The sequence below is a fragment of the Pseudomonas sp. RC3H12 genome (assembly GCF_018596375.1).
In the GTDB taxonomy this organism is placed as follows: Bacteria; Pseudomonadota; Gammaproteobacteria; order Pseudomonadales; family Pseudomonadaceae; genus Aquipseudomonas.
This window is the reverse complement of record NZ_CP075595.1, coordinates 3,412,267-3,436,650: the sequence shown is the minus strand read 5'-3', so window position 1 is coordinate 3,436,650 and position 24,384 is coordinate 3,412,267. Positions and strand designations below refer to the sequence as shown.

General features: G+C 64.0%; 23 protein-coding genes. 15 read left to right on the top strand and 8 right to left on the bottom strand.

Features of this window, described 5'->3' with window-relative positions; all coding sequences use genetic code 11:
- Position 1: 1 nt before the first annotated feature.
- The 9 genes from cobU (at position 2) to KHO27_RS15585 (ending at position 6,589) form a co-directional block, all read left to right on the top strand.
- Positions 2-523: a bifunctional adenosylcobinamide kinase/adenosylcobinamide-phosphate guanylyltransferase gene (gene cobU / locus KHO27_RS15620; RefSeq protein ID WP_110701139.1), complete on the top strand. Its 522-nt coding sequence runs from the start codon at positions 2-4 to the stop codon at positions 521-523.
- Entirely contained in the window at positions 520-1,575 is a 1,056-nt protein-coding gene (cobT, locus tag KHO27_RS15615) for a nicotinate-nucleotide--dimethylbenzimidazole phosphoribosyltransferase (RefSeq protein WP_110701137.1), read from the top strand. The genes cobU and cobT overlap by 4 nt, the downstream gene beginning before the upstream one ends.
- Positions 1,572-2,141 (top strand): alpha-ribazole phosphatase family protein, encoded by a 570-nt coding sequence (gene cobC, locus KHO27_RS15610; protein WP_214500447.1) that lies wholly within the window; start codon positions 1,572-1,574, stop codon positions 2,139-2,141. Before cobT ends, cobC begins: the two co-directional genes overlap by 4 nt.
- Before the next feature lies 1 nt (position 2,142).
- Positions 2,143-2,874, top strand: coding sequence for an adenosylcobinamide-GDP ribazoletransferase (locus tag KHO27_RS15605; RefSeq protein WP_110701132.1), 732 nt, complete (start codon positions 2,143-2,145; stop codon positions 2,872-2,874).
- A gap of 93 nt (positions 2,875-2,967) precedes the next feature.
- A complete protein-coding gene (locus KHO27_RS15600; RefSeq protein WP_214500446.1) occupies positions 2,968-4,158 on the top strand; it encodes a glycoside hydrolase family 5 protein in 1,191 nt (396 codons plus the stop codon).
- Between the two features lie 42 nt (positions 4,159-4,200).
- Positions 4,201-4,605, top strand: a complete 405-nt coding sequence (locus tag KHO27_RS15595) for a MarR family winged helix-turn-helix transcriptional regulator (protein ID WP_102683641.1) — start codon at positions 4,201-4,203, stop codon at positions 4,603-4,605.
- Positions 4,606-4,669: 64 nt separating this feature from the next.
- Positions 4,670-5,872, top strand: a complete 1,203-nt coding sequence (locus KHO27_RS15590) for an MFS transporter (RefSeq protein ID WP_214500445.1) — start codon at positions 4,670-4,672, stop codon at positions 5,870-5,872.
- Positions 5,869-5,991: a hypothetical protein gene (locus tag KHO27_RS26355; protein WP_256205968.1), complete on the top strand. Its 123-nt coding sequence runs from the start codon at positions 5,869-5,871 to the stop codon at positions 5,989-5,991. The genes KHO27_RS15590 and KHO27_RS26355 overlap by 4 nt, the downstream gene beginning before the upstream one ends.
- Before the next feature lie 46 nt (positions 5,992-6,037).
- On the top strand, positions 6,038-6,589 hold the full coding sequence (locus KHO27_RS15585; protein WP_214500444.1) for a glutathione peroxidase: 552 nt from the start codon (positions 6,038-6,040) through the stop codon (positions 6,587-6,589).
- A 38-nt stretch (positions 6,590-6,627) separates the two neighbouring features.
- Here the strand turns inward: KHO27_RS15585 and KHO27_RS15580 are convergent, their stop codons facing one another.
- The gene (locus KHO27_RS15580) at positions 6,628-6,888 is read right to left on the bottom strand and encodes a DUF2798 domain-containing protein (RefSeq protein ID WP_110701125.1); all 261 of its coding nucleotides are present in this window, start codon (positions 6,886-6,888) and stop codon (positions 6,628-6,630) included.
- A 116-nt stretch (positions 6,889-7,004) separates the two neighbouring features.
- Between KHO27_RS15580 and KHO27_RS15575 the strand changes: the two genes are divergently transcribed.
- A complete protein-coding gene (locus KHO27_RS15575; protein WP_214500443.1) occupies positions 7,005-7,934 on the top strand; it encodes a LysR family transcriptional regulator in 930 nt (309 codons plus the stop codon).
- Positions 7,935-8,084: 150 nt separating this feature from the next.
- The gene (locus KHO27_RS15570) at positions 8,085-8,981 is read left to right on the top strand and encodes an RHS repeat-associated core domain-containing protein (RefSeq protein ID WP_111532595.1); all 897 of its coding nucleotides are present in this window, start codon (positions 8,085-8,087) and stop codon (positions 8,979-8,981) included.
- A 191-nt stretch (positions 8,982-9,172) separates the two neighbouring features.
- On the opposite strand, the gene KHO27_RS15565 is transcribed toward KHO27_RS15570, so the two are convergent.
- The 3 genes from KHO27_RS15565 to KHO27_RS15555 form a co-directional block, all read right to left on the bottom strand.
- The gene (locus tag KHO27_RS15565) at positions 9,173-10,450 is read right to left on the bottom strand and encodes an OmpP1/FadL family transporter (protein ID WP_102683646.1); all 1,278 of its coding nucleotides are present in this window, start codon (positions 10,448-10,450) and stop codon (positions 9,173-9,175) included.
- A 144-nt stretch (positions 10,451-10,594) separates the two neighbouring features.
- On the bottom strand, positions 10,595-11,077 hold the full coding sequence (locus tag KHO27_RS15560) for a hypothetical protein (protein WP_110701119.1): 483 nt from the start codon (positions 11,075-11,077) through the stop codon (positions 10,595-10,597).
- A gap of 244 nt (positions 11,078-11,321) precedes the next feature.
- Positions 11,322-11,546 carry a hypothetical protein gene (locus KHO27_RS15555; RefSeq protein WP_102683648.1) on the bottom strand — a complete coding sequence of 75 codons (225 nt, stop codon included), beginning with the start codon at positions 11,544-11,546 and terminating at the stop codon, positions 11,322-11,324.
- Positions 11,547-12,484: 938 nt separating this feature from the next.
- Between KHO27_RS15555 and KHO27_RS15550 the strand changes: the two genes are divergently transcribed.
- Both KHO27_RS15550 and KHO27_RS15545 read left to right on the top strand, forming a co-directional pair.
- Positions 12,485-12,904 (top strand): tetratricopeptide repeat protein, encoded by a 420-nt coding sequence (locus tag KHO27_RS15550; protein ID WP_110701229.1) that lies wholly within the window; start codon positions 12,485-12,487, stop codon positions 12,902-12,904.
- A gap of 210 nt (positions 12,905-13,114) precedes the next feature.
- A complete protein-coding gene (locus tag KHO27_RS15545; protein WP_181427714.1) occupies positions 13,115-14,473 on the top strand; it encodes a DNA recombination protein RmuC in 1,359 nt (452 codons plus the stop codon).
- On the opposite strand, the gene KHO27_RS15540 is transcribed toward KHO27_RS15545, so the two are convergent.
- Both KHO27_RS15540 and KHO27_RS15535 read right to left on the bottom strand, forming a co-directional pair.
- Positions 14,445-17,921 carry a hybrid sensor histidine kinase/response regulator gene (locus tag KHO27_RS15540; protein ID WP_110701115.1) on the bottom strand — a complete coding sequence of 1,159 codons (3,477 nt, stop codon included), beginning with the start codon at positions 17,919-17,921 and terminating at the stop codon, positions 14,445-14,447. The genes KHO27_RS15545 and KHO27_RS15540 overlap by 29 nt on opposite strands.
- Before the next feature lie 131 nt (positions 17,922-18,052).
- The gene (locus KHO27_RS15535) at positions 18,053-19,243 is read right to left on the bottom strand and encodes an MFS transporter (protein WP_214500442.1); all 1,191 of its coding nucleotides are present in this window, start codon (positions 19,241-19,243) and stop codon (positions 18,053-18,055) included.
- Positions 19,244-19,402: 159 nt separating this feature from the next.
- On the opposite strand from KHO27_RS15535, the gene KHO27_RS15530 reads away from it, so the two are divergent.
- On the top strand, positions 19,403-20,542 hold the full coding sequence (locus tag KHO27_RS15530) for a TDT family transporter (protein ID WP_110701111.1): 1,140 nt from the start codon (positions 19,403-19,405) through the stop codon (positions 20,540-20,542).
- 6 nt (positions 20,543-20,548) lie between these two features.
- On the opposite strand, the gene KHO27_RS15525 is transcribed toward KHO27_RS15530, so the two are convergent.
- The gene (locus KHO27_RS15525; RefSeq protein WP_102683652.1) at positions 20,549-21,118 is read right to left on the bottom strand and encodes a LemA family protein; all 570 of its coding nucleotides are present in this window, start codon (positions 21,116-21,118) and stop codon (positions 20,549-20,551) included.
- A 1-nt stretch (position 21,119) separates the two neighbouring features.
- Positions 21,120-22,235, bottom strand: a complete 1,116-nt coding sequence (locus tag KHO27_RS15520; protein ID WP_214500441.1) for a hypothetical protein — start codon at positions 22,233-22,235, stop codon at positions 21,120-21,122.
- Between the two features lie 272 nt (positions 22,236-22,507).
- On the opposite strand from KHO27_RS15520, the gene KHO27_RS15515 reads away from it, so the two are divergent.
- Positions 22,508-24,382, top strand: coding sequence for an MFS transporter (locus KHO27_RS15515; RefSeq protein ID WP_102683654.1), 1,875 nt, complete (start codon positions 22,508-22,510; stop codon positions 24,380-24,382).
- The last annotated feature ends 2 nt before the right edge of the window (positions 24,383-24,384 follow it).

Sequence of the window (24,384 nt, the reverse complement as noted above, 5' to 3'; positions counted from 1 at the left end):
AATGCACAGCCTGATCCTCGGCGGCGCCCGTTCGGGCAAGAGCCGCCTGGCCGAGCAACTGGCCGAAGCCAGCGGCCTGCCGGTGACCTATATCGCCACCAGCCAGCCGCTGGACGGCGAGATGAATGAACGCGTGCGCTTGCACCGCGAACGGCGTCCGCCCCATTGGGGGCTGGTGGAGGAGCCCGTGGCGCTGGCCGCCGTGCTGCACGCCGAAGCCGCCCAAGGGCGCTGCCTGCTGGTGGACTGCCTGACGCTGTGGCTGACCAACCTGCTGATGCTCGATGATGACCAGCGCCTGGCGCAGGAGCGCGACGCGCTGCTCGCCAGCCTGGCGCAACTGCCGGGCACGATCATCCTGGTCAGCAACGAAACCGGCCTGGGCGTGGTGCCCATGGGCGAACTGACCCGCCGTTATGTCGACCTGGCAGGCACGTTGCACCAGGCCGTGGCTGAACGCTGCCAGCGCGTGGTGCTGACTGTCGCCGGCCTCCCTCTCATGCTCAAAGGACCAGCCTTATGACCCCGATGTGGTGGCGTGACGCCTGCCAACCCCTCGACAGCGCCGCCATGGACCAGGCCCGCGCCCGTCAGCAACAGCTGACCAAGCCGGCCGGCTCCCTCGGCCAGCTCGAAGGCCTGGCGGTACGCCTGGCCGGCCTGCAAGGGCGCGAGCGTCCCAGCCTGGAGCGGGTCGCCATCACGATCTTCGCCGGCGACCATGGCGTGGTGGAGGAGGGCATCTCCGCCTATCCGCAGGCGGTGACCGGGCAAATGCTGCGCAACTTCGTCGGCGGTGGCGCGGCGATCAGCGTACTGGCGCGCGAGCTGGACGCCGAGCTGCAGGTGGTCGACCTCGGCACTATCGACGCGGACCTGCACCTGCCAGGCGTGCACCACCTGCGCCTGGGCGCCGGCACCGCCAACTTCGCCCGCCAGCCGGCGATGACCGACGCGCAGCTGGCGGCGGCGTTGCAGGCCGGCCGCGACAGTGCCTTGCGCGCGCTCGACAATGGCGCCCAGCTGTTCATCGGCGGTGAAATGGGCATTGGCAACACCACTGCCGCGGCCGCGCTGGCCAGTACCTTGCTGGGCTGCCCGGCGCGTGAGCTGAGCGGCCCGGGCACCGGCCTGGACAGCGCCGGCGTGCGCCACAAGGCCGAGGTGATCGAGCGCGCCCTGGTGCTGCACGGCCTGCGTGCTGACCAACCGCTGCGGGCATTGGCCTGTGTCGGTGGCTTTGAAATCGCCGCGCTGGCAGGTGCCTACCTGGCCTGCGCCCAGCATGGCGTGGCGGTGCTGGTCGACGGCTTCATCTGCAGTGTCGCCGCCTTGGTGGCGGTGCGCCTCAACCCGCAATGCCGCCCGTGGCTGCTGTTTGCCCACCAGGGCGCCGAGCCAGGCCACAAGGCCCTGCTGGCTGCGCTGGAGGCCGAGCCGCTGCTGGCCCTGGGCCTGCGCCTGGGCGAGGGCAGCGGCGCGGCGCTGGCGGTGCCGCTGATTCGCCTGGCTTGCGCCCTGCACGGGCAGATGGCGACCTTTGCCGAGGCCGCGGTGGCGGATCGCCCGGTATGATTCTCGAGCTGCTGCGTCATGGCGAGACCGAGCTCGGCGGCGGCCTGCGCGGCAGCCTCGACGATGCCCTGACCGAAAGTGGTTGGGCACAGATGCGTCATGCTGTCGCCGATGCCGGCCCCTGGGACGTGCTGGTCAGCTCGCCGTTGCAGCGTTGCGCGTCGTTTGCCGAAGAGCTGGGGGCACGGGTCAACTTGCCGGTGCAACGTGAGACCGGTATGCGTGAGCTGCATTTCGGCGACTGGGAAGGGCAGAGCGCCGCCCAGATCATGCAGGCCGACGCCGATGCCCTGGGGCTGTTCTGGCGTGATCCGTATGCGTTCACCCCGCCTGCGGGCGAGCCGGTGCTGGCCTTTGCCGAACGGGTGCTGGCCGCGGTCGAGCGCCTGCGCCTCAAGCATGCCGGCAAACGGGTGTTGGTAGTGACCCATGGCGGGGTGATGCGCTTGCTGCTGGCGCGTGCACGCGGGCTGCCACGTGAGCAACTGTTGCAGGTCGAGGTCGGCCATGGCGCGCTGGTGCGCCTGGCCGTGGCTGAAGACGGTCAGTTGCGCGAGGTGCGCTGAGATGCTGCCGTTCTGGATTGCCCTGCAGTTTCTCAGCAGCCTGCCGGTGCGCCTGCCGGGCATGCCGGCGCCACAGGAAATGGGGCGTTCGCTGCTGTTCTATCCCGTGGTGGGGCTGCTGTTCGGTGTGCTGCTGTGGCTGGCCAGCCATCTGCTGCATGGCGTGGCGGCCCCTCTGCACGCGGCCTTGCTGCTGGCGTTGTGGGTGTTGCTCAGTGGCGCGCTGCACCTGGACGGCCTGGCCGACAGCGCCGATGCCTGGCTGGGTGGGTTCGGCGACCGCGAGCGCACCTTGCAGATCATGAAGGACCCGCGCAGCGGGCCGATCGCCGTGGTCACCCTGGTACTGGTGTTGTTGCTCAAGTTCTGTGCCCTGTGGGTACTGGTCGAGCGGGGGGCTGCTGGCCTGCTGGTGCTGGCGCCGGTGGTGGGGCGGGCGGCGCTGCTTGGGTTGTTCCTCGGTACGCCTTATGTGCGGCCCGGTGGGCTCGGGTCGGCACTGGCCGAGCATCTGCCGCGGCGCGGCGCCGCGTGGGTGTTGCTGGGCAGCGCGGCACTCTGCGTCACCTTGGGCGGCTGGTCGGTGCTATGGGTGTTGCTGCTGACGGCAGTGGCGTTCGCCTGGTTGCGACGGGTGATGTGCAAGCGCTTGGGAGGGACCACCGGGGATACCGCCGGGGCACTGCTCGAGTTGCTGGAACTGGTGGTGGTGCTTGGCCTGGCGTTGCAGTAGGTCGCGTCTGAAAAATCCTGCGGGGAAAACGGAAAACCATACCAAGCACTTGTTCTATCCTCGTTCGCTCGCCAACCACCAGGAATGCCTCGCATGCACCACTGGATCCTCGCCGGCCTGCTTGTGCTTGCCGGCATGCCCGCCAACGCCGCCGACCTGATCGACTTCTGGGATACACCTCGCCATGGCGGCAACAGCTTCAATCGCCTGCCCCCGGACCAGGCCTACTTCGATGCCTTGAAAAGCTACGATGCCAGCTGGGTACGCCTGTCGTACGACAAATGGCAGCCGGCCAAGCGCGATTTCCTGTTGAGCAATGCCGACGATTACCAAGGCTTGGCTGCCAGCGATCTGCGGCAGCTGGTCGAAGTGCTAGACCGCGCCCACGCCGCTGGGCTCAAGGTGGTCATCACGCCACTGTCGCTGCCTGGCATGCGCTGGGCGCAGAACAACCAGGGCCGTTTCGACGACCGGCTGTGGCACGACAAGCGTTTCTGGACCCAGTCCGCGCGTTTCTGGCGTGATGTTGCCCTGGCGCTCAAGGATCACCCGGCCATCGCCGCCTACAACCTCGTCAACGAGCCTGCGCCTGAGAAACAGGGGGACCTGGCCGAGCATGCCGATCTTGCCCGGATGAAGCAGTGGTACGCCCGCGAGCAGGGAGGGCCGCGTGACCTGCCTGCGCTCTATCGGCAACTGGTAGCGGCGATCCGCGAGGTCGACGGCAAGACGCCGGTGATGGTCGATGCCGGCTGGTACGCTGCTGCCGACGCCTTCGGCTACTGGCCCGCGGCGCTGGAGGACGAGCGCGTGCTGTACAGCGTGCATATGTACGAGCCCTATGCCGCCACCAGTGCGCCGAACCTGGCGCGGCGCGAGCCATACGCCTACCCGGGGCCGGCACCGTTCGCCGGGAAGACGCAGCAGTGGGACGCCGGGCAAGTCGCGCGCTACCTGCAACAACCGGTCGATTGGGCTGATGCCATCAAGCTGCCTCGTTCGCGCCTGGTGGTTGGCGAGTTCGGTTGCATGCGCCGCCTGCCCGGTTGTCGGCAGTACCTGGAGGACGTCCTCACGGTGCTTGACCGCCAGCAGTTGCATTGGGCGTTCTATAGCTTTCGCGAAGACAGCTGGGACGGCATGGACTACGAACTGGGTTCGGCCAAGGTGCCGTGGCGGTACTGGCAGGCGATCGACACGGGAGCGCCTGATCCACTGGTGCGCAAGGCCGCGGCGGAGTTCGAGCCGATCCGTCGGCGGCTGCAGCCCGGAATCACCCCTTGAAATGTCTTGCAACGTCGTTGATGCGGGTATATACACGTATCCATGCTGACCAGTGAATGCATCTGTACCCATCTACGTCGTGCCGCCCGTGGGGTGAGCCGGCATTACGACGAGGCCCTTGTCGGCTTCGGCATCAATGTCGCCCAGTTTTCCCTGCTGCGTCATGTCCAGCGCCTCGACCGCCCCAGTATCACCTGCCTGGCCGAGGCCATGGGCCTGGAGCGCAGCACCTTGGGTCGCAACCTCAAGGTGCTCGAGGCCGAGGGCTTGGTGCGGCTGGCCGATGGAGAAGACCAGCGCAACCGTGTGGTGCTGTTGAGTGAGGCGGGCAGGGCATGCCTGGATGCCGCCTACCCGGCCTGGCAGCAGGCCCAGGCGCAACTGGTGAAGCGGCTGGGTGAGGGGCAGCGCGACGAGTTGGTGCGCTTGCTGGAGCAACTTGCCTGATAAACGACGATTAAAAGCGGGTATATACCCGCATAAACCTTGCGATGGGCTGGAGACAACGACAATGACTTCCCTTTGGCGGAGCAGCGGTTGGGTACTTCTGGGGGCGGCGCTGATCCTCGCGCTGTCGCTGGGGGTGCGGCATGGTTTCGGCCTGTTTCTGGCGCCGATGAGCGCCGATTTCGGCTGGGGCCGTGAGGTATTCGCCTTCGCCATTGCCCTGCAGAACCTGATCTGGGGCCTGGCCCAGCCGTTCACGGGTGCCCTGGCCGACCGCCTGGGCGCGGCCAAGGTGGTGGTCATCGGCGGTATTCTCTACGCAGTCGGGCTGGCGATGATGGCCTTTGCCGATTCGGCCTGGTCGCTGTCGCTCAGTGCCGGCCTGCTGATCGGCATCGGCCTGTCCGGTACTTCGTTCTCGGTGATCCTCGGCGTGGTCGGTCGCGCCGTGCCGACGGAGAAGCGCAGCATGGCCATGGGCATCGCCAGCGCCGCCGGCTCTTTCGGTCAGTTCGCCATGCTCCCAGGCACCCTGGGGCTGATCCAGTGGCTGGGCTGGTCGACAGCCTTGCTGGTGCTGGGCCTGTTGGTGGCCTTGATCGTGCCGTTCGTGGGCATGCTGCGCGACCGCCCGCTGCCCAGCCATGGCGCCGAGCAGACCCTCGGCCAGGCATTGCGTGAAGCGTGCGCGCATTCCGGTTTCTGGTTACTGGCGCTGGGCTTCTTCGTCTGTGGTTTCCAGGTGGTGTTCATCGGCGTGCACCTGCCGGCCTACCTGGTCGACCAGCACCTGCCGGCGACTACCGGCACCACCGTGCTGGCGCTGGTAGGCCTGTTCAACATCGTCGGCACCTATACCGCGGGCTGGTTGGGTGGGCGCATGTCCAAGCCGCGCCTGCTGACCGGCCTGTACCTGCTGCGCGCCGTGGTCATCGTGCTCTTCCTCTGGGCGCCGGTGACCCAATACAGCGCCTACCTGTTCGGCATCGCCATGGGCCTGCTGTGGCTGTCCACGGTACCGCTGACCAATGGCACCGTGGCCACGCTGTTCGGCGTGCGCAACCTGTCGATGCTCGGCGGCATCGTGTTCCTGTTCCACCAGCTGGGTGCGTTCCTTGGCGGCTGGTTGGGCGGTGTGGTGTATGACCAGACCGGCAGCTATGACCTGGTGTGGCAGATCTCGATCCTGCTCAGCCTGCTGGCCGCGGCGCTCAACTGGCCGGTGCGCGAACGCCCGGTCGCCCGCTTGCAGGCCCAGACGGCATGAACCGCCTGCTCGGCCGCGGCCTGCTGCTGGTTGCCGCAGTGCTGGTGTTGGCGCTGGTGTGGTGGGGCTGGCACAAGGGCGGCCTGGCACTGATGCAGTTGGGCATGAGCCTGTGTTAAGCGCTACCCTGCACAGTCAAGGAATCATGTGCAGGAGACCAATATCATGCATGCCCGCTGGCTGACCCTACCCCTGCTGGCCCTGGCCGCCGCCACTTCGAGCTGGGCGGCGGACTGCCCGGCGCTGCTCCAGGGCAGCCTGCCCGAGCTGCGCGGCAAGGAGCAGATCGACCTGTGCCAGCGCTTCGCCGGCAAGCCGCTGGTGGTGATCAACACCGCCAGCTATTGCGGCTTCGCCCCGCAGTTTGAAGGCCTGGAGGCGACCTACAAGGATTACCGCGAGCAGGGCCTGGAAATGCTCGGCGTGCCGTCCCATGACTTCAAGCAGGAGGACGCCGACAGCGAGAAGACCGCCACGGTCTGTTACGCCAACTACGGCGTGACCTTCACCATGACCAAGACCCAGGCTGTTCGTGGCAAGGATGCGATCCCGATGTTTGTCGAGCTGGCTCGGCAGAGCAGTGCACCGAAGTGGAACTTCTACAAGTATGTGGTGGATCGCAAGGGCAAGGTGATCGGTAACTTCTCCAGCCTGACCAAACCGGATGATCCGGCGTTCAGGGCGGCGATCGACAAGGCGATTGCTTCGCAGCCTTGAAGGCGTTCAGGAATAGGCGCGGGGTGTCTGGCCTAGCGTTATTCAGGGTGTACAGTCAGTGACACCAGCCGGAGGACTACAGGCCGAACCATCAGCACACAGAAAAACGCCACTGGCATCGCCAGTTGATAAGCCTTCAGCACATTGTGCAGGTAGTCGACATCGATCCCGCCGTTGGCTGCGGTAATCACAAAGCACATTAGCAGTGCCATGATGGCTGACATGTAAAAAGCAAAAACATAGGGCGTTGTGCCTCGGTGCAGCTTGCGTCGGCGGCGCGGGGTAGCGAATCCAGTCATGGTACTTCCTCGATGATGGGGTGGATGCGCAGGTTAGCAACGGCTGTGCGAGGTGCTGTAGACCTTGATTGGTGAGTTCTTTATAAAGAGAAACTTACGAATCAGCCAGGCATCCCATGGACCTACTCAACGCCATCCGCAGTTTCATCAAGGTCGTCGAGGCTGGCAGCATCGCCGGTGGAGCCCGCAGCCTGGGACTTACTCCAGCCGCCGTGAGCCAGAACCTGGCACGGCTCGAGACACACCTGCAGGTACGGCTTTTGTCCCGTACTACCCGCAACATGGCCCTGACTCCGCCTGGCAGCTTGTACTACGAGCGTGTACGGCATATCGAGCGCGACCTTGCCCAGGCCGAGCAGGCGGTTATCACCCCGGACAGCGAGCCCCAAGGGCGGCTGTGCATCGCCTCGACCTCGGCCTTCGGCCGGCATGTGCTGGCGCCGTTGATCCCGGCATTCAGCGCCCGTTACCCGCTGCTTTCGATAGAGTTGGTGATGGCTGATCGCAAGGTCAATCACGCTCTCGAAGATGTGGATGTCAGCCTGCGCATCACCCCGCAGTTGGAAGACCACCTGCTGGCCCGGCATATCGCCCGTATTCCATTTGTCTGCTGCGCGTCGCCTGGCTACCTGGCCAGGGCTGGTCGGCCCACCGCCCCGGAAAACCTGCAAGACCACAGTTGCCTGGTGTTCCGCTACCCGGTGGATGGGCGCTTGCTGCCCTGGGGCTTCATGCGCGACGGGCTGCGTTTCGAGGCCCGGTTCGGCAGGGTATTGATCAGTGACGACATCGATGCGCTGACCCAGATGACCCTGAATGACGGCGGCATTACTCGCCTGGCGGAGTTCGTCGTGCGTCCGCACCTGGATGCCGGCCGGCTGGTGCCGTTGTTTGAAAACAATGGCGGTGGCCACGCTTATGCCCGGACTGAACCGATGGATGTCTATCTATGCTTGGCCGACCGCTTTGCCCTGACGACCAAGGTGCGTGTATTCATGGAGTACCTGCAACAGTGCCTGGGTGAAAAATGGCCCGTGCAGGCATGAAAAAACCGCCACAAGGGCGTTTTTTTCATGCAGCGGTATAATAGGCCCAGCATGGAGTGAAAGGCGGGCTGACCTGATATTTTTGCCAGTTACCTCCGGCGCCTGAGTGATGCACGCTTGCTGAAAGATCACACATGCGCGGAGAGCATCATGGCACTGCAAAATCTAACACCATGTGACCAGCAACATTCAGTTCTGGCGTCGGCAGGTACTGCTCGAAGCTATCCGCCTTATGGTGCATTGCCAGCAGCCATTGGCCCACGGCTGGCGTATTGTGGTCAGGCGCGTGAAGCATCGACGGGCTTTTATCACTTGGGTAATGGGTATCGAAGTTATGATCCTTGCTTGATGCGTTTCTTGTCTCCCGATGCGTTGAGCCCGTTCGCAAAGGGAGGCATCAATGCATATACCTATTGTGCTGGAGATCCGATCAACTATCAGGATCGAAATGGTCGGGCGCCTCTACGTAATACTTTGCCGGCGATTGGCGCACCTGGTTGGAACCTTAGAGGTAATATGTTCCAGTCCGTCCCTAGCCCTGGAATTACTTCCCCAAGACCGACCTCGACACAAACTCATGACATAAGTACGTCGCCTTCGCCGGCAGGTGTCCTAGGGGTGGATGAATATGCATTGGTGCCTGCTTCAGCAGCTGCTGCTATGGTGCATGCACTGGTGGGCTTTAAACAGCTTGGCAGTAATCGCAAAGCAGCGCTTGCTAATTTTTTTGCAGCAGGCGTCCATGCCGTGGGGGCGGGCGTTGCGGCAGTGGAGTCTCGAGCGGGTTATTGGAGCGATAATCCCGGCCAGGAAAACCTACAAATTGGTCAATTCAGCTTTGGGGTGTTATCAAATGTTGTAAAAGGTGCACAAGTTGCAAGTAGCGCTTATGCAGCTTATCTGTCTGTGCCTGGTTCTAATACAAGGGCTAATGGTGGGCAGTCAGAAATTGATATTGAGCTGCAGGTGCTTAATTCAGGTGCTAGTTCTTCGTCAGCTGCAGCTGGAAATAGTCTAGAGGGCACGCAATTGCGCAGCAGCAGTTGAGCACCTTTTGGAGACAGTCATAATCGAAGGATTCGTCCGAAGTCCAGGGGCCGGGTGTCGACTTTACTGCGTCAGCGCACGCCCGTTGAGGTGTGAGGTGAAGTTCATGCACATGAATTTGGTCGAACAATGGCCCGCGCAGGCATGAAAGAACCGCCACAAGGGCGGTTTTTTCATGCAGCGGGTGACACTCAGAAGCGGTAGGTCAGCGAAGCACCAATACCGTGGGCGCTGTTTTCGTACTTGGCCTGGTAGCTGCCTTTGAGGCCGGCCTCGGTCAGGCTGTGCGGCTGGTTGTTGACCTTGGTGTCCTCTTCCCACAGGTAGGAGTAGGCCACGTCGATGGTCATGTCGTCGGACGGGCTCCAACCGGCACCGATGCTGAAGATCTTGCGATCGCCAGTGGGGATGCGCGGCGAACGGTTGGTGTTGTTGGTCGGCGACTGGTCAACCGAGAAACCGGTACGCAGGACCCATTCCTTGTTGACCTTGTACGAGGCACCAATGGCGTGAGCCCAGGTGTCGTGCCAGTTCTGCTCTTCGGTAATGGTCGCGAACTGCCCGGCAGGGCCTGCCGGTACTTCGTTGTTGACCGTGATGTTCTCCAGGCGGCTCCAACGGGTCCAGGTGCTGCCTGCGTACAGGGTCCACTGGTCGTCCAGCTCGTGGGTGACCGAGAAGTCCACCGACTCGGGGGTCTTGATCTTCAGGGTTGCATCGAACTTGTTGCCGTCCAGGCCCAGCAGCGGGTAGCTGACCTTGGTCTTGCCTTCGAGCTTGTAGTCGACCATCGAGTGGTAGGTCAGGCCGACGCGGGTGCGGTCGGTGGCCTGCACCAGGATACCGATGTTGTAGCCAACCGCGGTGTCGTCGCCCTTGATCTTAACTTCGCCATCGGCCGGACGCAGCGGCGAGATACTGGCCAGGTTGGAGCCCAGTTCACCCTCGATGCGGTTGATGGTCGGGCCGAAACCGATCGAGACCTTGTCGTTGAACGCATAGCTCACGGTCGGCTGGAAGGTCACGACCTGAACATGGCTTTTCTTGCCCCAGTAGCGCGCGGCATCGTCGCTGCCGTAGTCGGTGACCAGGCCGAATGGCACGTAGACGCCGAAACCGACGCTCCAATGGTCATCGATGGACTTGACGTAGTAACCCATCGGCACGCCGACCAAAGGCACCATGTCGCCGTCCATTTCCCCCCCTTTGTTGCTGCCGCGTCCGGAAATATCGGACTTGGCGATGACCGCGGCACCGCCAACGGTCATTTGATCGCGCTTCAGGCGGGACATGCCCGCCGGGTTGCCATACACGGTGCTGGCATCTTCGGCAGAAGAAGAACGACCCGCAAAACCTGTCCCCATGCCGCTGATGCTCTGTTCGTTCAGGGCAAAGCCGCTGGCGAGCAATTGGCTGGAAGCGAGGGCAACGGCAACGCCGAGAGAGGTTTTGAGCATAACTTTTTTCATTATTAGAAACTCCTTGGGATCTCCGGGGCGAAACGCTACCAACAAATGCCGCGCTGCGCTATAGGCTAGAACGCAGGAGATAGAGCGGTTTTGTAGGACAATCCGACCAAAATTCCGTTTATTCCGGTTGTAGGACGTGGCTGTTCAGGAGGCTTGGGTCAGCATCGGCTCAATGCACTGATGCCAGGCGTGGGTGAAATCCCGCAGGCGCCCCTGGGGGTGGAAGGTCTGCCGCCAGATCCGCGCCAGGCCAAGTAGATCGTCGGCGGCCGGCAGCGGCGTGGCCTGCTCTTCTATCAGCATCCAGGCGATGGCGGTGGCATAGCGCAGGTTGACGGTGAGTTCGAGGTGCGGGCCACCGAGAAAGGCATGCTGGCTGGCCAGGCCACGGACCAGGCTGGCGAGTTCGGGGTCGCGTGCGAGGTATTCGTCCCATAAACAACGGTGACGATTCTCACCGATCCGGTAAAGCCCATGGCCGCGTCGGTCATGCAGGGCAGCCCCCAGCCCCGACTGGCTTGCAGCAACGCCCAGTAACAAAGCTTCGGCGCTGTCGCAGTGGCGGCCCAGGTAGATCAGGGTCGGTCGGATCACGTATCGACTCAACTCGTTCGCAGCGATGCCCATGATGGCCTCTTACGAAAAGGGCCGACGGGCGCTGGAGCTTGGCAGCTGGTGAGTGGTCAGGCCCGCCGGAAGCGGCAGGTGCCGCTCGAGTTGAAGTGTAGTGTGATAACTGTGGTGTAAAGGGCTGTTTTTAAATCGATTGCAGCCAGAAGGCGCGGAGCATATGCCCGCTGGCGATTAAGCCAATTACCTTCAGGCTGGCGCGTGCAGCGTGTATTCATGACGTGAATTACCCGTCATTCATTCATGCCGTCAACGACTGGCGCGCACGCTCGATCACGGCCTGCAGCGGCTCGGCCCGGTTGTATTGTTCCGGATAGAGGCGCTCGCTGTGGCAGGCGACACCGTATTGGTCGACCAGGGTGAAGCTGAAGCTGCCCTTGCGTGGGGCAACGATAAGGCACTTGAGTGGAGCGAAGGCCTGGGAAAGGGTGCCAAAGGCAGCCTGGATTTGTTGATGGTTACTCATATTGTTGGATGTTCCTGCGTAAGACACGGTGTTTGATCCGTGCACAATAGAAACGTTCCAGTGACGTCTTTATTAAGGAGACGCAGAACCTGACTGGAACAGGGCAGCCAGAGGGGCGCATGCAATAAGTGGCGCTGGGCTGACTGGTAGGTACGACAGAAGGCAGGCAGCACACCGACACCAGGGTTCTGGGCGTCGGGGAAGATCCTGATCAATCTGAAAACGTGATTCGTGCTGGGCAGGATTTGCCGAGTGAATCATCGAATGGGCCGGTCCCGATGGGGCAGCGCCTGCTCGTCTTGAGCGTCGGGCTGTAGGGACTAAGTGGCCAGAATGACTTCAGCTGGGTACTAACAGGGCGCAACCCTACGCGAACATTCAAGGGTTGGCAAGTTTTTTATTTCTTGCGGGGAGCCGACCATTATGTCGCCTATTGCACCTGCTGTGAAGAGGGGGAGATGCCCCGGTAATCGCCTGGATGTGCCGTTTTCGGGCGCAGTCGTGCCGTTTGTTGGTGCACTTGTACACACTCGCCCAGAGACTTGTAACGCTCTAGCAACATCCTGTGGAAGGCTCGCCAATGACTTGACTAAGGGCTTAAGTCAATGAAAAAAAACACTAATTTTTGCTGGTGAAAAAATCGACAGTTTGACTGAAAGCCCCATTTCACAGGGGTTTGCGGGCTGCCTTCAGGGGTTGTCCACCGACTTATCCACAGGTTCTGTGGATTGTCCCGGGCGCTTGCTCTAGGACGGGCGTACCAGCTGTTTTGTCGATTGTCCGACAATTGGTGGCGCGGTCTGGCACGGGCATTTTCACCGTGAAAACGTCAAGAAAAAATCATCGAAAAAAATGTCGATCAGCCGAAAGTCGCCCGGGCCGGTTTGCGAAAAATCGAGTAGAGTGGCGCGCCTCTCGAGTCACCCTTGCTGTTGGTCATGAAGCTTCGCGGTAAACACTTCGCCAGTCCTGATGCCTCTCCATCGCTGCCGTCCCCCAAGCGCTTTTCCCTGAAAGTGGCCCTGTGGCTACTCGACAGCCCGCACCTGGGCGACAAGCCCAGTGTCAAGCACCTGGCCGGGCGCATGCTCAAGCAACCGGCGCGCCAGGGCGTGGTGGTGGCGCAAAGCCGCCTGGGGCAGATGCTCTGCCGGGACTGCGGCAATTCCCGGGACCGGCGTATCGGTCATGAGCTGTTGCGTCAGGCGGCCCGGGCCGGCGACCGTCGGGCACAGCTGGAACTTGGCCGGTTGTGCCAGGCCCAGGAACCTGGGCAGGCCCGTTACTGGTTGGAGTTGGCAGCGGGGCAGGGTTCGCAGGAGGCGCGGCGGCTGTTGCGTCAGTGGTTCCCCGCCTGAAGAGGCGTGGGCTTGCCCACGACAGGGCTGCACAGGCAACCGCGTCAGCAGCCTGATAAGCTGCGCAGCATCAATCAGTGTTCGATCGGGGTAGGCATGACAGTGGATCTGACCAGCATTCTGCTGGGCTTGGTGGCAGGTGCCGTGCCTTGCCTGGGCTGGGTCATGCAGGTACAGCGCGGCCAGGGTGCGCGCAAGGCCGAGCAGGCGCTGCTTGCAGAGCGTCTTACCGCCGCGCAGCTGGCTCAGGCCGGTCTGCAGGCGCAGCTGGAGGCCAGCCGTGACGAGATCAGCGACCTCAGCGAGGCCAACACTGTCAAGCAGACCCAGCTGGCGGCCCAGAGCCGTGAGCTGGAGCTGCTGCAGATCGACCGCGACAACGGCCGCGATGCCGCCCACGCCTGGCACCTCGAGCGCGCCAACCGTGAGGCCGAGCTGCGCCGCCTGGAGGCGCAGGCCGCTCGCCTGGAGGCCGAGTTGCGCGAGCAGCAGGAAAGCCACCAGCAACGCCTGGAGGACTTGCAGGAAGCCCGTGACACCCTGCGCGCCCAGTTCGCCGACCTGGCCACCAAGATCTTCGACGAGCGCGAACAACGCTTCGCCCAGACCAGCCAGCAGCACCTGGGCCAATTGCTCGACCCGCTCAAGGAGCGCATCCAGGCCTTCGAGAAGCGTGTCGAGGAAAGCTACCAGCAGGAAGCCCGTGAGCGGTTCTCGCTGGGCAAGGAGCTCGAGCGCCTGCAACAGCTCAACCTGCGCCTGTCCGACGAAGCCACCAACCTCACCCAGGCACTCAAGGGCCAGAAGACCCAGGGCAACTGGGGCGAACTGATCCTGGAGCGGGTGCTGGAGCACGCCGGCCTGGAGAAGGGGCGCGAGTACCAGACCCAGGTCAGCCTCAAGAGCGCCGATGGCGAGCGGTTCCAGCCTGACGTGCTGATCATGCTGCCGGGCGACAAGCAGGTGGTGGTCGATGCCAAGGTCAGCCTCACCGCCTATCAGCAGTTCGTCGGCAACAACGACGAGGCCGCGCTCAAGCAGCATGTGCAATCGCTGCGCAATCACGTCAAGGGTTTGTCGAGCAAGGACTACAACCGCCTGGAGGGCCTGCACAGCCTCGACTTCGTGCTGTTGTTCGTGCCCATCGAGGCGGCCTTCTCGGCGGCGCTGCAGGCCGAGCCCAACCTGTTCCAGGAGGCCTTCGACCGGCAGATCGTGATTGTCAGCCCGACCACCTTGCTGGCCACCCTGCGGGTGATCGACAGCCTGTGGAAACAGGAACGCCAGGGGCAGAACGCCCGCGAGATCGCCGAGCGCGCCGGCTGGCTGTACGACAAGTTCGTGCTGTTCATCCAGGACCTGGACGAGCTCGGCGCCCGCCTGGCCCAGGTCGACAAGGCCTATGCCGCGGCACGCAACAAGCTGTGCGAGGGGCGCGGCAACCTGGTCAGCCGCAGCGAGCAGCTCAAGCTGCTCGGCGCACGGGCCAGCAAGAGCCTGCCGGCCGAGCTGGTCGAGCGCGCCCTGACCGACGAGGCGCTTACTGAACCAGGCTCAGATGTCGATTGAGCAGGGCGCGCAGGGCTGCCGGCTTGACCGGCTTGGCCAGGTAGTCCAGGCCCGCGGCATGGACCAGGGCGATGGTCTCGTTGCGCCCGTCGGCGCTGATCACCACGCCGGGCACCGGCTCGCCCAGACGCGCCCGTAGCCAACCCATCAGCCCGGTGCCGGTCTCGCCGTCATCCAGGTGGTAGTCCACCAGCGCCAGGTGTGGACGCAGGCCTTTGGCCAGCAACGCCTCGCATTCGGCCTGGTTGCGCGCGGTCCACACCTGGCAGCCCCAGCGGCTGAGCAGGCTGTTCATGCCGATGAGGATGCTGTCCTCGTTGTCCACGCACAGCACCTGCAGACCGGCCAGCGGCTGGCCGGCCTGTTCCACGGGGGCGGGCGTCGCAGGCGCGGGGCTTCGGGCGATGGGCACGTTGACGCGGAACACGCTGCCCTTGCCCGGCCAGGAACGCACCTCCAGCGGGTGCGCGAGTACCCGGCACAGGCCGTCGGCGATCGCCAGGCCCAGGCCCAGGCCTTTTTCGGCGCGGGTCTGGTGGCTGTCCAGGCGTTTGAACTCCTGGAAGATCACCGCCAGCTTGTCGTCGGCGATGCCAGGGCCGCGGTCCCATACTTCCAGCCACAGGCTTTCACCTTTGCGTCGGGCGCCGAGCAGGATCGGGCCTTTGCCGTAGCGCAGGGCGTTGGTGAGGAAGTTCTGCAGCACCCGGCGCAGCAGCTTCATGTCGCTGTCGACCCGCAGGCGGCTGCCGCGCAGGCGGAACGCCAGGCCTTTTTCGGCGGCCAGTACCTTGAACTCGGTGCCGAGGGTATCGAACAGCTCGTTGAGGGCGAAGGGCTTGATGTCGGGGGTGACCTTGCCGTTCTCCAGGCGCGAGATGTCGAGCAGGTCGCTGATCAGCTCTTCGGCCGAGCGCAGCGAACTGTCCATGTGCCGCACCAGTTGCCGGGCTTCGTCGTTCATGCCCTCGGCTTGTTGCGACAGGGCGGCGGAGAACAGCCGGGCGGCGTTGAGCGGTTGCATCAGGTCGTGGCTGACGGCGGCAAGGAAGCGAGTCTTGGACTGGCTGACCGCCTCGGCGCGGCTCTTGGCCTCGGTCAACGCCTGGTTCAGCTGCGACAGTTCGTGGGTACGCTCGGCGACCCGCTGCTCCAGCCCCTCGTTGGAATCGCGCAGGGCCTGCTCGGCTTCGCGGAACGGGGTGATGTCGGTGAAACTCATGACGAAGCCGCCGCCAGGCATCGGGTTGCCGATCAGTTCGATCACCCGGCCATTGGGGAACAGCCGTTCGGAAGAGTGGGCGCGGCCCTGGCGCATCCAGTGCAGGCGCCGCGCCACATGCACCTGGGCCTCGCCCGGGCCGCACAGGCCGCGTTCGGCGTTGTAGCGGATGATGTCGGCGATCGGCCGGCCGACGCTGATCAGCCCGTCGGGGTAGTTGAACAGTTCGAGGTAGCGGCGGTTCCAGGCCACCAGGTGCAGGTTCTGGTCGACCACGCTGATGCCCTGGTTGATGTTCTCGATGGCCCCCTGCAGCAGCGCACGGTTGAACTGCAGCACTTCGCTGGCTTCGTCGGCGATGCGCACCACGTCCTCGAGCTGCATGTCGCGGCCTTCGATGGCGGCCTTGACCACCGCCCGGGTCGAAGAGGTGCCGAGCACGCCCGCCAGCAGCCGTTCGGTGTGTTCAATCCAGTCGCCGTCGGCGTTCTGGTTGGGGTTGAAGCCCTTGCCCTGGCGGTAGGCGAAGCGGATGAAGCTCTGCCGGGCACGTTCCTCGCCGACAAAACGTGCGGCGAGCTTGAGCAGGTCGTCGATCTGTACCGCCAGCAAAGGTTTGCTGGAGGGGCGGGCGCTGGTCTGCTGGCCGATGAAGCGCCCGGCCTGCCAGTGCTCGGAAACCCGCGTGCGCGACAAGATCGAGACCCAGGCGAACAGGGTGAAGTTGCCCGCCAGCGACAGCACCACGCCCTGGGTCAGCGGGGTGATTGGCAAGTTGAGCGGGTTGCCGTGCAGCCAGGCCAGGCCCGGGAACAGTTGCAGCGACCAGCCCAGGCTGTGGGCGGCGATCGGCAACACCAAGGTGTAGAACCACAGGAAGATGCCGGCGGCCAGGCCCGCGAACACGCCGCGGCGGTTGGCCTGCTTCCAGTACAGCGCGCCGAGCATCGCCGGGGTCAGCTGGGTGACTGCGGCGAAGGCGATCTGGCCGATGGTCGCCAGGCTCGCGGTGGAGCCAAGCAGGCGGTAGCTGACGTAGGCCAGCAGCAGGATCACCACGATGGTCACCCGGCGCACCGAGAGCATCCAGTGGCGGAACACCTCGAACGGCCGCTCGGCGTTGTTGCGGCGCAGCAGCCAGGGCAACAGCATGTCGTTGGAGACCATGGTCGACAGCGCCACGGCCTCGACGATGACCATGCCGGTGGCCGCCGAGGCGCCGCCGATGAACGCCAGCAGGGCCAGGCTTGGGTGGGCCTCGGCCAGCGGCAGGCTGATCACGAAGGAGTCGGAGATCACCGTGCCCGGCAGCAGCATCTGCCCAGCCAGGGCGATGGGCACCACGAACAGCGCGGCCAGGGCCAGGTACAGCGGGAACACCCAGCGCGCCAGGCGCATGTCCTGGGGCTCGATGTTCTCCACCACGGTGACGTGGAACTGCCGGGGCAGGCAGATGATCGCCATCATCGCCACGGCGGTCTGCACCACCATCGACGGCCAGTTGATGGTTTCTTCCCAGTAGTCGTTCAGGTGCACGGACTGCCGCGCCTGGGTGAACAGGTCGTCGAAGCCGTCGTACAGGTTGAACACCACGAAGGCGCCCACGGCAAGGAAGGCCAGCAGCTTGACCAGTGATTCGAAGGCGATCGCCAGGACCATGCCGCGGTGGTGCTCGGTGACGTCCAGGCTGCGGGTGCCAAAGACGATGGCGAACAGCGCCAGCACCAGCGACACCACCAGCGCGGTGTCCTGCACCCGGCTGCCAGTGGCGTCGGCATTGGCGCCGATCAGCAAATTCACCCCCAGCACGATGCCCTTGAGCTGCAGGGCGATGTACGGCAGCACGCCGACCAGGCAGATCAGCGCCACCACCACCGCGAGGCTCTGCGACTTGCCGTAGCGGGCAGCGATGAAGTCGGCGATCGAGGTGATGTTCTGCTGTTTGCTGATCAGCACCATCTTCTGCAGCACCCAGGGCGCGAAGATGAGCAGCAGCACCGGGCCCAGGTAGATGGGCAGGAACGCCCAGAGCTGTTCGGCGGCCTGGCCGACCGCGCCGAAGAAGGTCCAGCTGGTGCAGTACACCGCCAGCGACAGGCTGTATACCCAGGCGCGCAGGCGCGGCGGCAACGGCGTGCTGCGGCGGTCGCCGTAGAAGGCGATGGCGAACATGATGGCCATATAGGCCAGGGCGACCACGGCGATCAGCCCGCTGGACAACGACATGCAAACTCCGGAGCAAAAAAGAAAACGCGGTCCCGATCAATCAGTCTGGCACGCAGGGCGCGGTTCGTCAGCGCCGACGATGGTCGCAGTGGCAGGACGTCGCAGGCCCCGTGACGGGCGGGTATTGCCAACTAAGCCTGTCGGGCCATGTGTGTCCCCAGCCAGTAGAACACCGCCGCCAGCATCACCGACCCGATCAACAGATAGAACACCGTCACCGGCACCACATGCCCCAGCGCCAGGCCCACCAGTATGGGGCCGAGCCCCGCGCCCAGGTTGGAGAGGTTCTGCGCGCCATAGTAAACCCCGCGCAGGTGCTCCGGCGCGATCAGGTCGATGAACATGAATTCGGCCGGAATCACGATGATCTCGCCCAGGGTGAACACCAGCATGGCCAGACACCAGACCAGCGCCGAAGCGGCCACGGAGAATCCCAGCAACCCGGCAACGAACATGGCCATGCCAGCCATCAGCCAAGGCATCAGGCGCTGACGGGTGATGCGTCGGCCAATCAGGTACTGCAGGCCGATCACTGCGAGGGCGTTGGTGGTGACCAGGTAGCTGGCCAGGCGCGCCACCTCGGCGGGATCGTGCTGAGTCACCACCAAGTACTGCGACAGGTAGGCGGTGAACTGGCCGAACACCACAGCACTGAGCACGCCGCCTAGGGTGAAGCAGACCAGCCGCCGGTCGCGCAGCATGCCCAGGCCGACCTGGGCGAAGCTCGCCGCCTGCCCGGCCTCGCGCAGGCCCAGCAAGCTGCGTTCGCCCAGGCGGTAGTAAGCCAGGCTCAGGCCGAGGCCGATCAAGGCCGACACCACGAACGGCAGGTGGTCGTCCGCCTCTATCAGCATCACCCCGAGCATCGGCCCTGCGGCCCAGGCGATGTTGTTGAACGTGTACTTGATGGCGAATACTTCGCCGCGTCGGTTCTCTGGCAGCAGGGCGCAGAACCCGGCCTTGGCGGCAATGTCGACCACCGTCTGGGCCAGGTAGGCCACCACCAGGAAACAGAAGAACGGCGCAGCCGAGGTACTGGCCACGATGCCGACGAAGGCCAGGGCGAACACCAGGGTGCAGGCGACGATCAGCGTATGGCTGCGCAGGGTGTCGACCAGGTGTCCGCCGTAGAGGCTGAGCAGGGATGCCAGGAGCATCGCGCCGCCGACCAGCAGGCCGGTCTGGCCGACCGACAGGCCCAGGTGCGTTGACAGGTACACCACCAGATAGGGCAGGGTGATCGCCCGGGCCATGGTCAAGGTGAAGGTGGTGAACAACAGCAGGCGAACTGCGGCGGGATAGCCTTTCAGGGCGCGGAGCATTGACTGATCCTTGTCATTGTCAGCGGTCAAGCATATGCCAGGTGCCGGACTGGCTGCTATATCTTTAAAATCGATAACAGATAGAGAAATTACCCGTTATATAGATATTCTATGCAGGCATAAGATATCTCTACCTTACACAAGGGCAGGAGACACCTTATGCCATGCACCCAGACCCGCGCGCCTTCCTGGCGCCCGTTCAGCCAGTTGGCCCATCCCCGTGAAGTGATTCGCCAGTTCACCCCCAACTGGTTCGCCGCGACCATGGGCACCGGCGTGCTGGCCCTGGCCTTTCATCAGGTCCAGGTGCCGGGATTGGACAGCGTGGCCGAGGGACTGTGGTGGCTGACCATCGGCCTGTTTACCCTGTTCTCTGTCCTGTACGGCGCCCGCTGGGTGATGTTCTTCGATGAGGCACGGCGGATTTTCGCGCATTCCACCGTGTCGATGTTCTTCGGCACCATCCCCATGGGCCTGGCCACCCTCCTCAACGGCGCCCTGGTGTTCGGCTTGGCGCGCTGGGGTGAGGCCGTGGTGCCGTGGGTTGAAATGCTTTGGTGGCTGGACGTGGGCCTGGCGCTGCTATGCGGTGTGGCCATTCCCTACCTGATGTTCACCCGCCAGGAACACAGCATCGACCAGATGACCGCGGTGTGGCTGCTGCCGGTGGTGGCAGCGGAGGTCGCCGCCGCCAGTGGCGGGTTGCTGGCGCCGCACCTGGTGGATGCGCACCGGCAGTTCCTGGTGGTGATCACCAGCTATGTGATGTGGGCGGTATCGCTGCCGGTGGCATTCAGCATCCTCACCATCCTCATGCTGCGCATGGCCCTGCATAAGCTGCCGCCAGCCAATATGGCCGCGTCCAGCTGGCTGGCGCTGGGCCCGATCGGCACCGGCGCGCTGGGCATGCTGGTGCTCGGTGGCGATGCCCCCGCAGTGTTCGCCGCCAATGGCTTGGGCAACCTGGGCGAGGTGGCCCGGGGACTGGGGCTGGTGGCCGGGATCGTGCTGTGGGGTGCCGGGTTGTGGTGGTTGCTGACGGCGGTGCTGATCACCCTGCGCTACATGCGCCAGGGTATGCCGTTCAATTTGGGCTGGTGGGGGTTCACCTTCCCGCTGGGCGTGTACTGCCTGGCCACGTTGAAGCTGGCGGCCTGGCTGGGCTTGGGCTTCTTCACGGTGTTCGGTCAGGTGCTGGTGGTGGCGCTGGCGCTGCTCTGGCTGCTGGTGGCCAGCCGGACCCTGCGCGGGGCGTGGCGCGGCGAGCTGTTCGTGTCACCGTGCATTGCCCAGCGCTGATCGGCCTTACAGGTTGGGTGTGTAGTCGAAGGCGCTGGCGGCTTGGATATCGGTGAACGGGGTGACGGCCGCATGCTTGTTCATCACGCTGTTGACCAGAGAGCCTGGGAACATCTGGATGCCGTTGTTGAAACGTTCCACTTCGCCGTTGAAAATCACGATGGCCGCGCCGACGTTCTGTTGCTGCTCGGCGATTTCGCGCATGAGGTTGTTCATCAGCTCCGAGGCCTTGAGATCGGGGTAGGCCTCGAAGGCCACGCGCAGCCCGCCGAGCAGCGAACGGGTTGCGTCCTCGGCCTTGGCCAGGGTCTTGCCGTCCGCCTCGACAGGCAGCTCGGCAATGGCGCTGCGCAGGCGGGTGATTCCGGCCAGCACGCCTTGTTCATGGTCGCGGTACAGGCCGGCCTGCTCTTGCAGCGCATCGAGCACCTTGGTCTTCTGCCGCTCATAGGTCAGCACATCGGCCCAGGCGCGTTTGACCCGGTTATGGTTGCCGACGATGCCGTTGTGCAGGCTGATGACGATCAGCGGTACGCCGATCAGCACGGCGAGCAGGATAAGGGCGAAAAGGTCCATGTCAGTGCTCCGTCTGTAGCTGTGCCGGGGTAGGCACGGTGAAATTGTCGTCGTGCTGCTCGGCCAGGGTGTGCACGGCGTCGAGCAGAGCGCTGAGCTGTGGCAGGTGCACGCCGTGGTCGATCAGCAAGCGGAAATCGCTCGCGCGGGACAGCTCGCAAGTCAGCTTGAAAGCGAGCGGGTTGTCGTTGCAGCTCAGGCACAGTTGCCCGTGCTGCGAGAACTCCAGGTTGGGCGTATCAAGCTGGCGATGCAGGTCGATCAGGTGCAGCACCGTCACCGGCTTGGCGAAGCGGGCGCAGGCCATGGCCGAGTTGCCAGTGAGGCTGAAGGCGCGGTCGAAGTCGCTTGAGGCGGTCTTGAAGTGGTGCTCCATGTCGACCATGGATGAGCGGCCGCCGCTGCCGCCACCCAGGGCGATTCCCTGCACCCAAGGGAAGTCGATCACCAGGCTGTAGCGATCGTATTCCTGGTAGGAGGTCACGGTTTTCGAGGTCGTGCCGCCCTTGCCATCGGACTCGGTTTCCTGGTGGGTCTGTTTGTCCACGTAATGCAGGTGGTACCAGCGGTAGTTGAAGCTGTGCAGCCGACCCTGATAGTGGCCCTGCACGGCGCGGCGCAGGAAACGCTTGTGGTTGCCGCGCACATAGTCGCGAAACTCGATTTGCAGGCCCTTGAGCAACTGGCTGTCGGTCACCGGGATTTCCTGCAGGCCGGCGGTGATCAGGCTGGAGCGCTCGGCCAGGTCGTAGGCAAGCTTGGGGATGAGCTTCCTGCGCTGATAAAGGACGATCAGGCTGAACGCAGCGCCACCGAGCAGGCCGAGCGTGAGGTTGGACGCAAGCTGCGGCACGCTCTGGCCCAGCAGCTTGGCCAGCGGCGCCAGCAGCGGCTCGTACGCCTGCAAGTAGCCTGCGATGCTGGCAATGGCCAGTGGTCCACAGAGCAGGGCCATCAACCAGGGCACCCGGTTGTCGAACTGCATGTTGCCGTAAAAGGCGGCCATGGCGTCCACGGCGGCCAGCAGTTCCTGCTTGGTCGTCGCCGTGCGTGCGGTGTGGCTGGCCGCCCGCACTGTGCGTTTGAGCCGGGCGTTGTGGGTATTCAATTGAATCAATGGCTGGCCTTCATCCCTGTCCAGTTCGACCCCAAGTGGCGCACCTTTGCGCGTTGGTGAGGGGCGGCAGTCTGCCAGCTTCGCGGTTGCCGTTCCATCGTGTCGAGCGACAGGCGCTGAACTGACAGCCGCTGCTTCTGCCACAGGCGTGGCGCAGCCGAAACTTATGGAAGGAGCAACGGGCTTGCCTTCATCGTCCATTCCCGGGCAGATTTGTGGCTTTATGCGCTGAACGTGCCTCCAATGACAAAGCCCAACCAGGTACACGGACGATGAGTCACCCCTCGCAATTCACCCTGCTCGGCAAGCGGCGCTTCCTGCCGTTCTTCATCACCCAGTCGCTGGGTGCCTTCAACGACAACCTGTTCAAGCAGTCACTGATCCTGGCGATCCTCTACAAGCTGAGCCTGGAGGGCGACCGCTCGATCTGGGTCAACCTCTGCGCCTTGCTGTTCATCCTGCCGTTCTTCCTGTTCTCGGCACTGGCCGGGCAGTTCGGCGAGAAGTTTGCCAAGGACCGCCTGATCCGCGCGATCAAGCTGGCCGAGATCGTCATCATGGCCATTGGCGCGACTGGTTTCGTCACGCACCACCTCGAGCTGATGCTGGTGGCGCTGTTCGCCATGGGCACCCACTCGGCGCTGTTCGGCCCGGTGAAGTACTCGATCCTGCCTCAGGCCCTGCGCGAAGAGGAACTGGTGGGTGGCAACGGCCTGGTGGAGATGGGCACCTTCCTGGCGATCCTGGCTGGTACCATCGGTGCCGGCGTGCTGATGTCTTCCAGCCAGTACGCAACGTTGGCCGCTGCGGGCGTGGTGGGCACCGCGGTGCTGGGCTACCTGGCCAGCCGCTGGATCCCGCGGGCGGCGGCCGCCGCGCCGCAGATGAAGCTGGACTGGAACATCTTCAAGCAGTCATGGCTGACTCTGCGCCTGGGCCTGGGCCAGACCCCGGCGGTATCGCGCTCGATCGTTGGCAACTCGTGGTTCTGGTTCGTCGGCGCGATCTATCTCACGCAGATCCCGGCCTACGCCAAGGACTGGCTGCACGGCGACGAGACCGTGGTCACCCTGGTGCTGACCCTGTTCTCGGTAGGCATCGCCGTCGGTTCGCTGCTGTGCGAGCGCCTCAGCGGGCGCAAGGTGGAAATCGGCCTGGTGCCGTTCGGCTCGTTCGGCCTGACCCTGTTCGGTCTGCTCTGGTGGTGGCATTCGGGGGACGTCCCGGTCGGAGCCGCGCCCCATGACTGGCTGACCTTGCTGGGCATGAGCCAGGCCTGGTGGATCATGCTGTCGATTGTCGGCCTGGGCATCTTCGGCGGCTTCTACATCGTGCCGCTGTATGCGCTGATCCAGGCGCGCACCCCGGAAGGCGAGCGGGCCCGGGTGATTGCCGCCAACAACATCCTCAACGCACTGTTCATGGTGGTGTCGGCGATCATCACCATCGTCCTGCTGAGCCTGGCCAAGCTGAGCATCCCGCAGCTGTTCCTGGTGGTGTCGCTGCTCAACATCGCGGTCAATGCCTACATCTTCCGCATCGTGCCCGAATTCACCATGCGCTTCCTGATCTGGCTGCTCAGCCACTCGATGTACCGGGTCGAGCACCGCGAGCTGCAGCGCATTCCCGACGAAGGCGCGGCGCTGCTGGTGTGCAACCACGTGTCGTTCGTCGATGCACTGCTGATCGGCGGCGCCATCCGCCGGCCGATCCGGTTTGTCATGTACTACAAGATCTACAACCTGCCGGTGCTCAACTTCGTGTTCCGCACCGCCGGTGCCATCCCCATCGCCGGGCGTGGCGAGGACGAGGCCACCTACGAGCGTGCCTTTGCCCGTATCGCCCAGTACCTGGCCGACGGCGAGCTGGTGTGCATCTTCCCCGAAGGCAAGCTGAGTTCGGATGGTGAGATCGATGTGTTCAAGGGTGGAGTGAACCGCATCCTGCAGGAAACGCCAGTGCCGGTGATCCCGTTGGCGTTGCAGGGGTTGTGGGGTAGCTTCTTCAGCCGTGACCCGAACAAGGGCTTCTTCAAGCGCCTGTGGTCGCGGGTGACCCTGGTGGCCGGCGCCGCCATCCCAGTGGAGGCGGCGCAGCCTGAAGTGCTGCGCGAGCAGGTGAGCCTGCTGCGCGGCGACATGCGCTAAGG

Coding starts and splice junctions, on each gene's coding strand:
- KHO27_RS15585 (WP_214500444.1), top strand. CDS start 6,038: ATGCATGCCCGCTGGCTGACCCTACCCCTGCTGGCCCTGGCCGCCGCC.
- KHO27_RS15590 (WP_214500445.1), top strand. CDS start 4,670: ATGACTTCCCTTTGGCGGAGCAGCGGTTGGGTACTTCTGGGGGCGGCG.
- KHO27_RS15555 (WP_102683648.1), bottom strand. CDS start 11,546: ATGAGTAACCATCAACAAATCCAGGCTGCCTTTGGCACCCTTTCCCAG.
- KHO27_RS15580 (WP_110701125.1), bottom strand. CDS start 6,888: ATGACTGGATTCGCTACCCCGCGCCGCCGACGCAAGCTGCACCGAGGC.
- KHO27_RS15605 (WP_110701132.1), top strand. CDS start 2,143: ATGCTGCCGTTCTGGATTGCCCTGCAGTTTCTCAGCAGCCTGCCGGTG.
- KHO27_RS15540 (WP_110701115.1), bottom strand. CDS start 17,921: ATGTCGTTGTCCAGCGGGCTGATCGCCGTGGTCGCCCTGGCCTATATG.
- KHO27_RS15575 (WP_214500443.1), top strand. CDS start 7,005: ATGGACCTACTCAACGCCATCCGCAGTTTCATCAAGGTCGTCGAGGCT.
- KHO27_RS26355 (WP_256205968.1), top strand. CDS start 5,869: ATGAACCGCCTGCTCGGCCGCGGCCTGCTGCTGGTTGCCGCAGTGCTG.
- KHO27_RS15595 (WP_102683641.1), top strand. CDS start 4,201: ATGCTGACCAGTGAATGCATCTGTACCCATCTACGTCGTGCCGCCCGT.
- KHO27_RS15530 (WP_110701111.1), top strand. CDS start 19,403: ATGCCATGCACCCAGACCCGCGCGCCTTCCTGGCGCCCGTTCAGCCAG.
- KHO27_RS15570 (WP_111532595.1), top strand. CDS start 8,085: ATGGCACTGCAAAATCTAACACCATGTGACCAGCAACATTCAGTTCTG.
- KHO27_RS15600 (WP_214500446.1), top strand. CDS start 2,968: ATGCACCACTGGATCCTCGCCGGCCTGCTTGTGCTTGCCGGCATGCCC.
- KHO27_RS15550 (WP_110701229.1), top strand. CDS start 12,485: ATGAAGCTTCGCGGTAAACACTTCGCCAGTCCTGATGCCTCTCCATCG.
- KHO27_RS15560 (WP_110701119.1), bottom strand. CDS start 11,077: ATGGGCATCGCTGCGAACGAGTTGAGTCGATACGTGATCCGACCGACC.
- cobC (WP_214500447.1), top strand. CDS start 1,572: ATGATTCTCGAGCTGCTGCGTCATGGCGAGACCGAGCTCGGCGGCGGC.
- cobU (WP_110701139.1), top strand. CDS start 2: ATGCACAGCCTGATCCTCGGCGGCGCCCGTTCGGGCAAGAGCCGCCTG.
- KHO27_RS15565 (WP_102683646.1), bottom strand. CDS start 10,450: ATGAAAAAAGTTATGCTCAAAACCTCTCTCGGCGTTGCCGTTGCCCTC.
- KHO27_RS15525 (WP_102683652.1), bottom strand. CDS start 21,118: ATGGACCTTTTCGCCCTTATCCTGCTCGCCGTGCTGATCGGCGTACCG.
- KHO27_RS15535 (WP_214500442.1), bottom strand. CDS start 19,243: ATGCTCCGCGCCCTGAAAGGCTATCCCGCCGCAGTTCGCCTGCTGTTG.
- KHO27_RS15515 (WP_102683654.1), top strand. CDS start 22,508: ATGAGTCACCCCTCGCAATTCACCCTGCTCGGCAAGCGGCGCTTCCTG.
- cobT (WP_110701137.1), top strand. CDS start 520: ATGACCCCGATGTGGTGGCGTGACGCCTGCCAACCCCTCGACAGCGCC.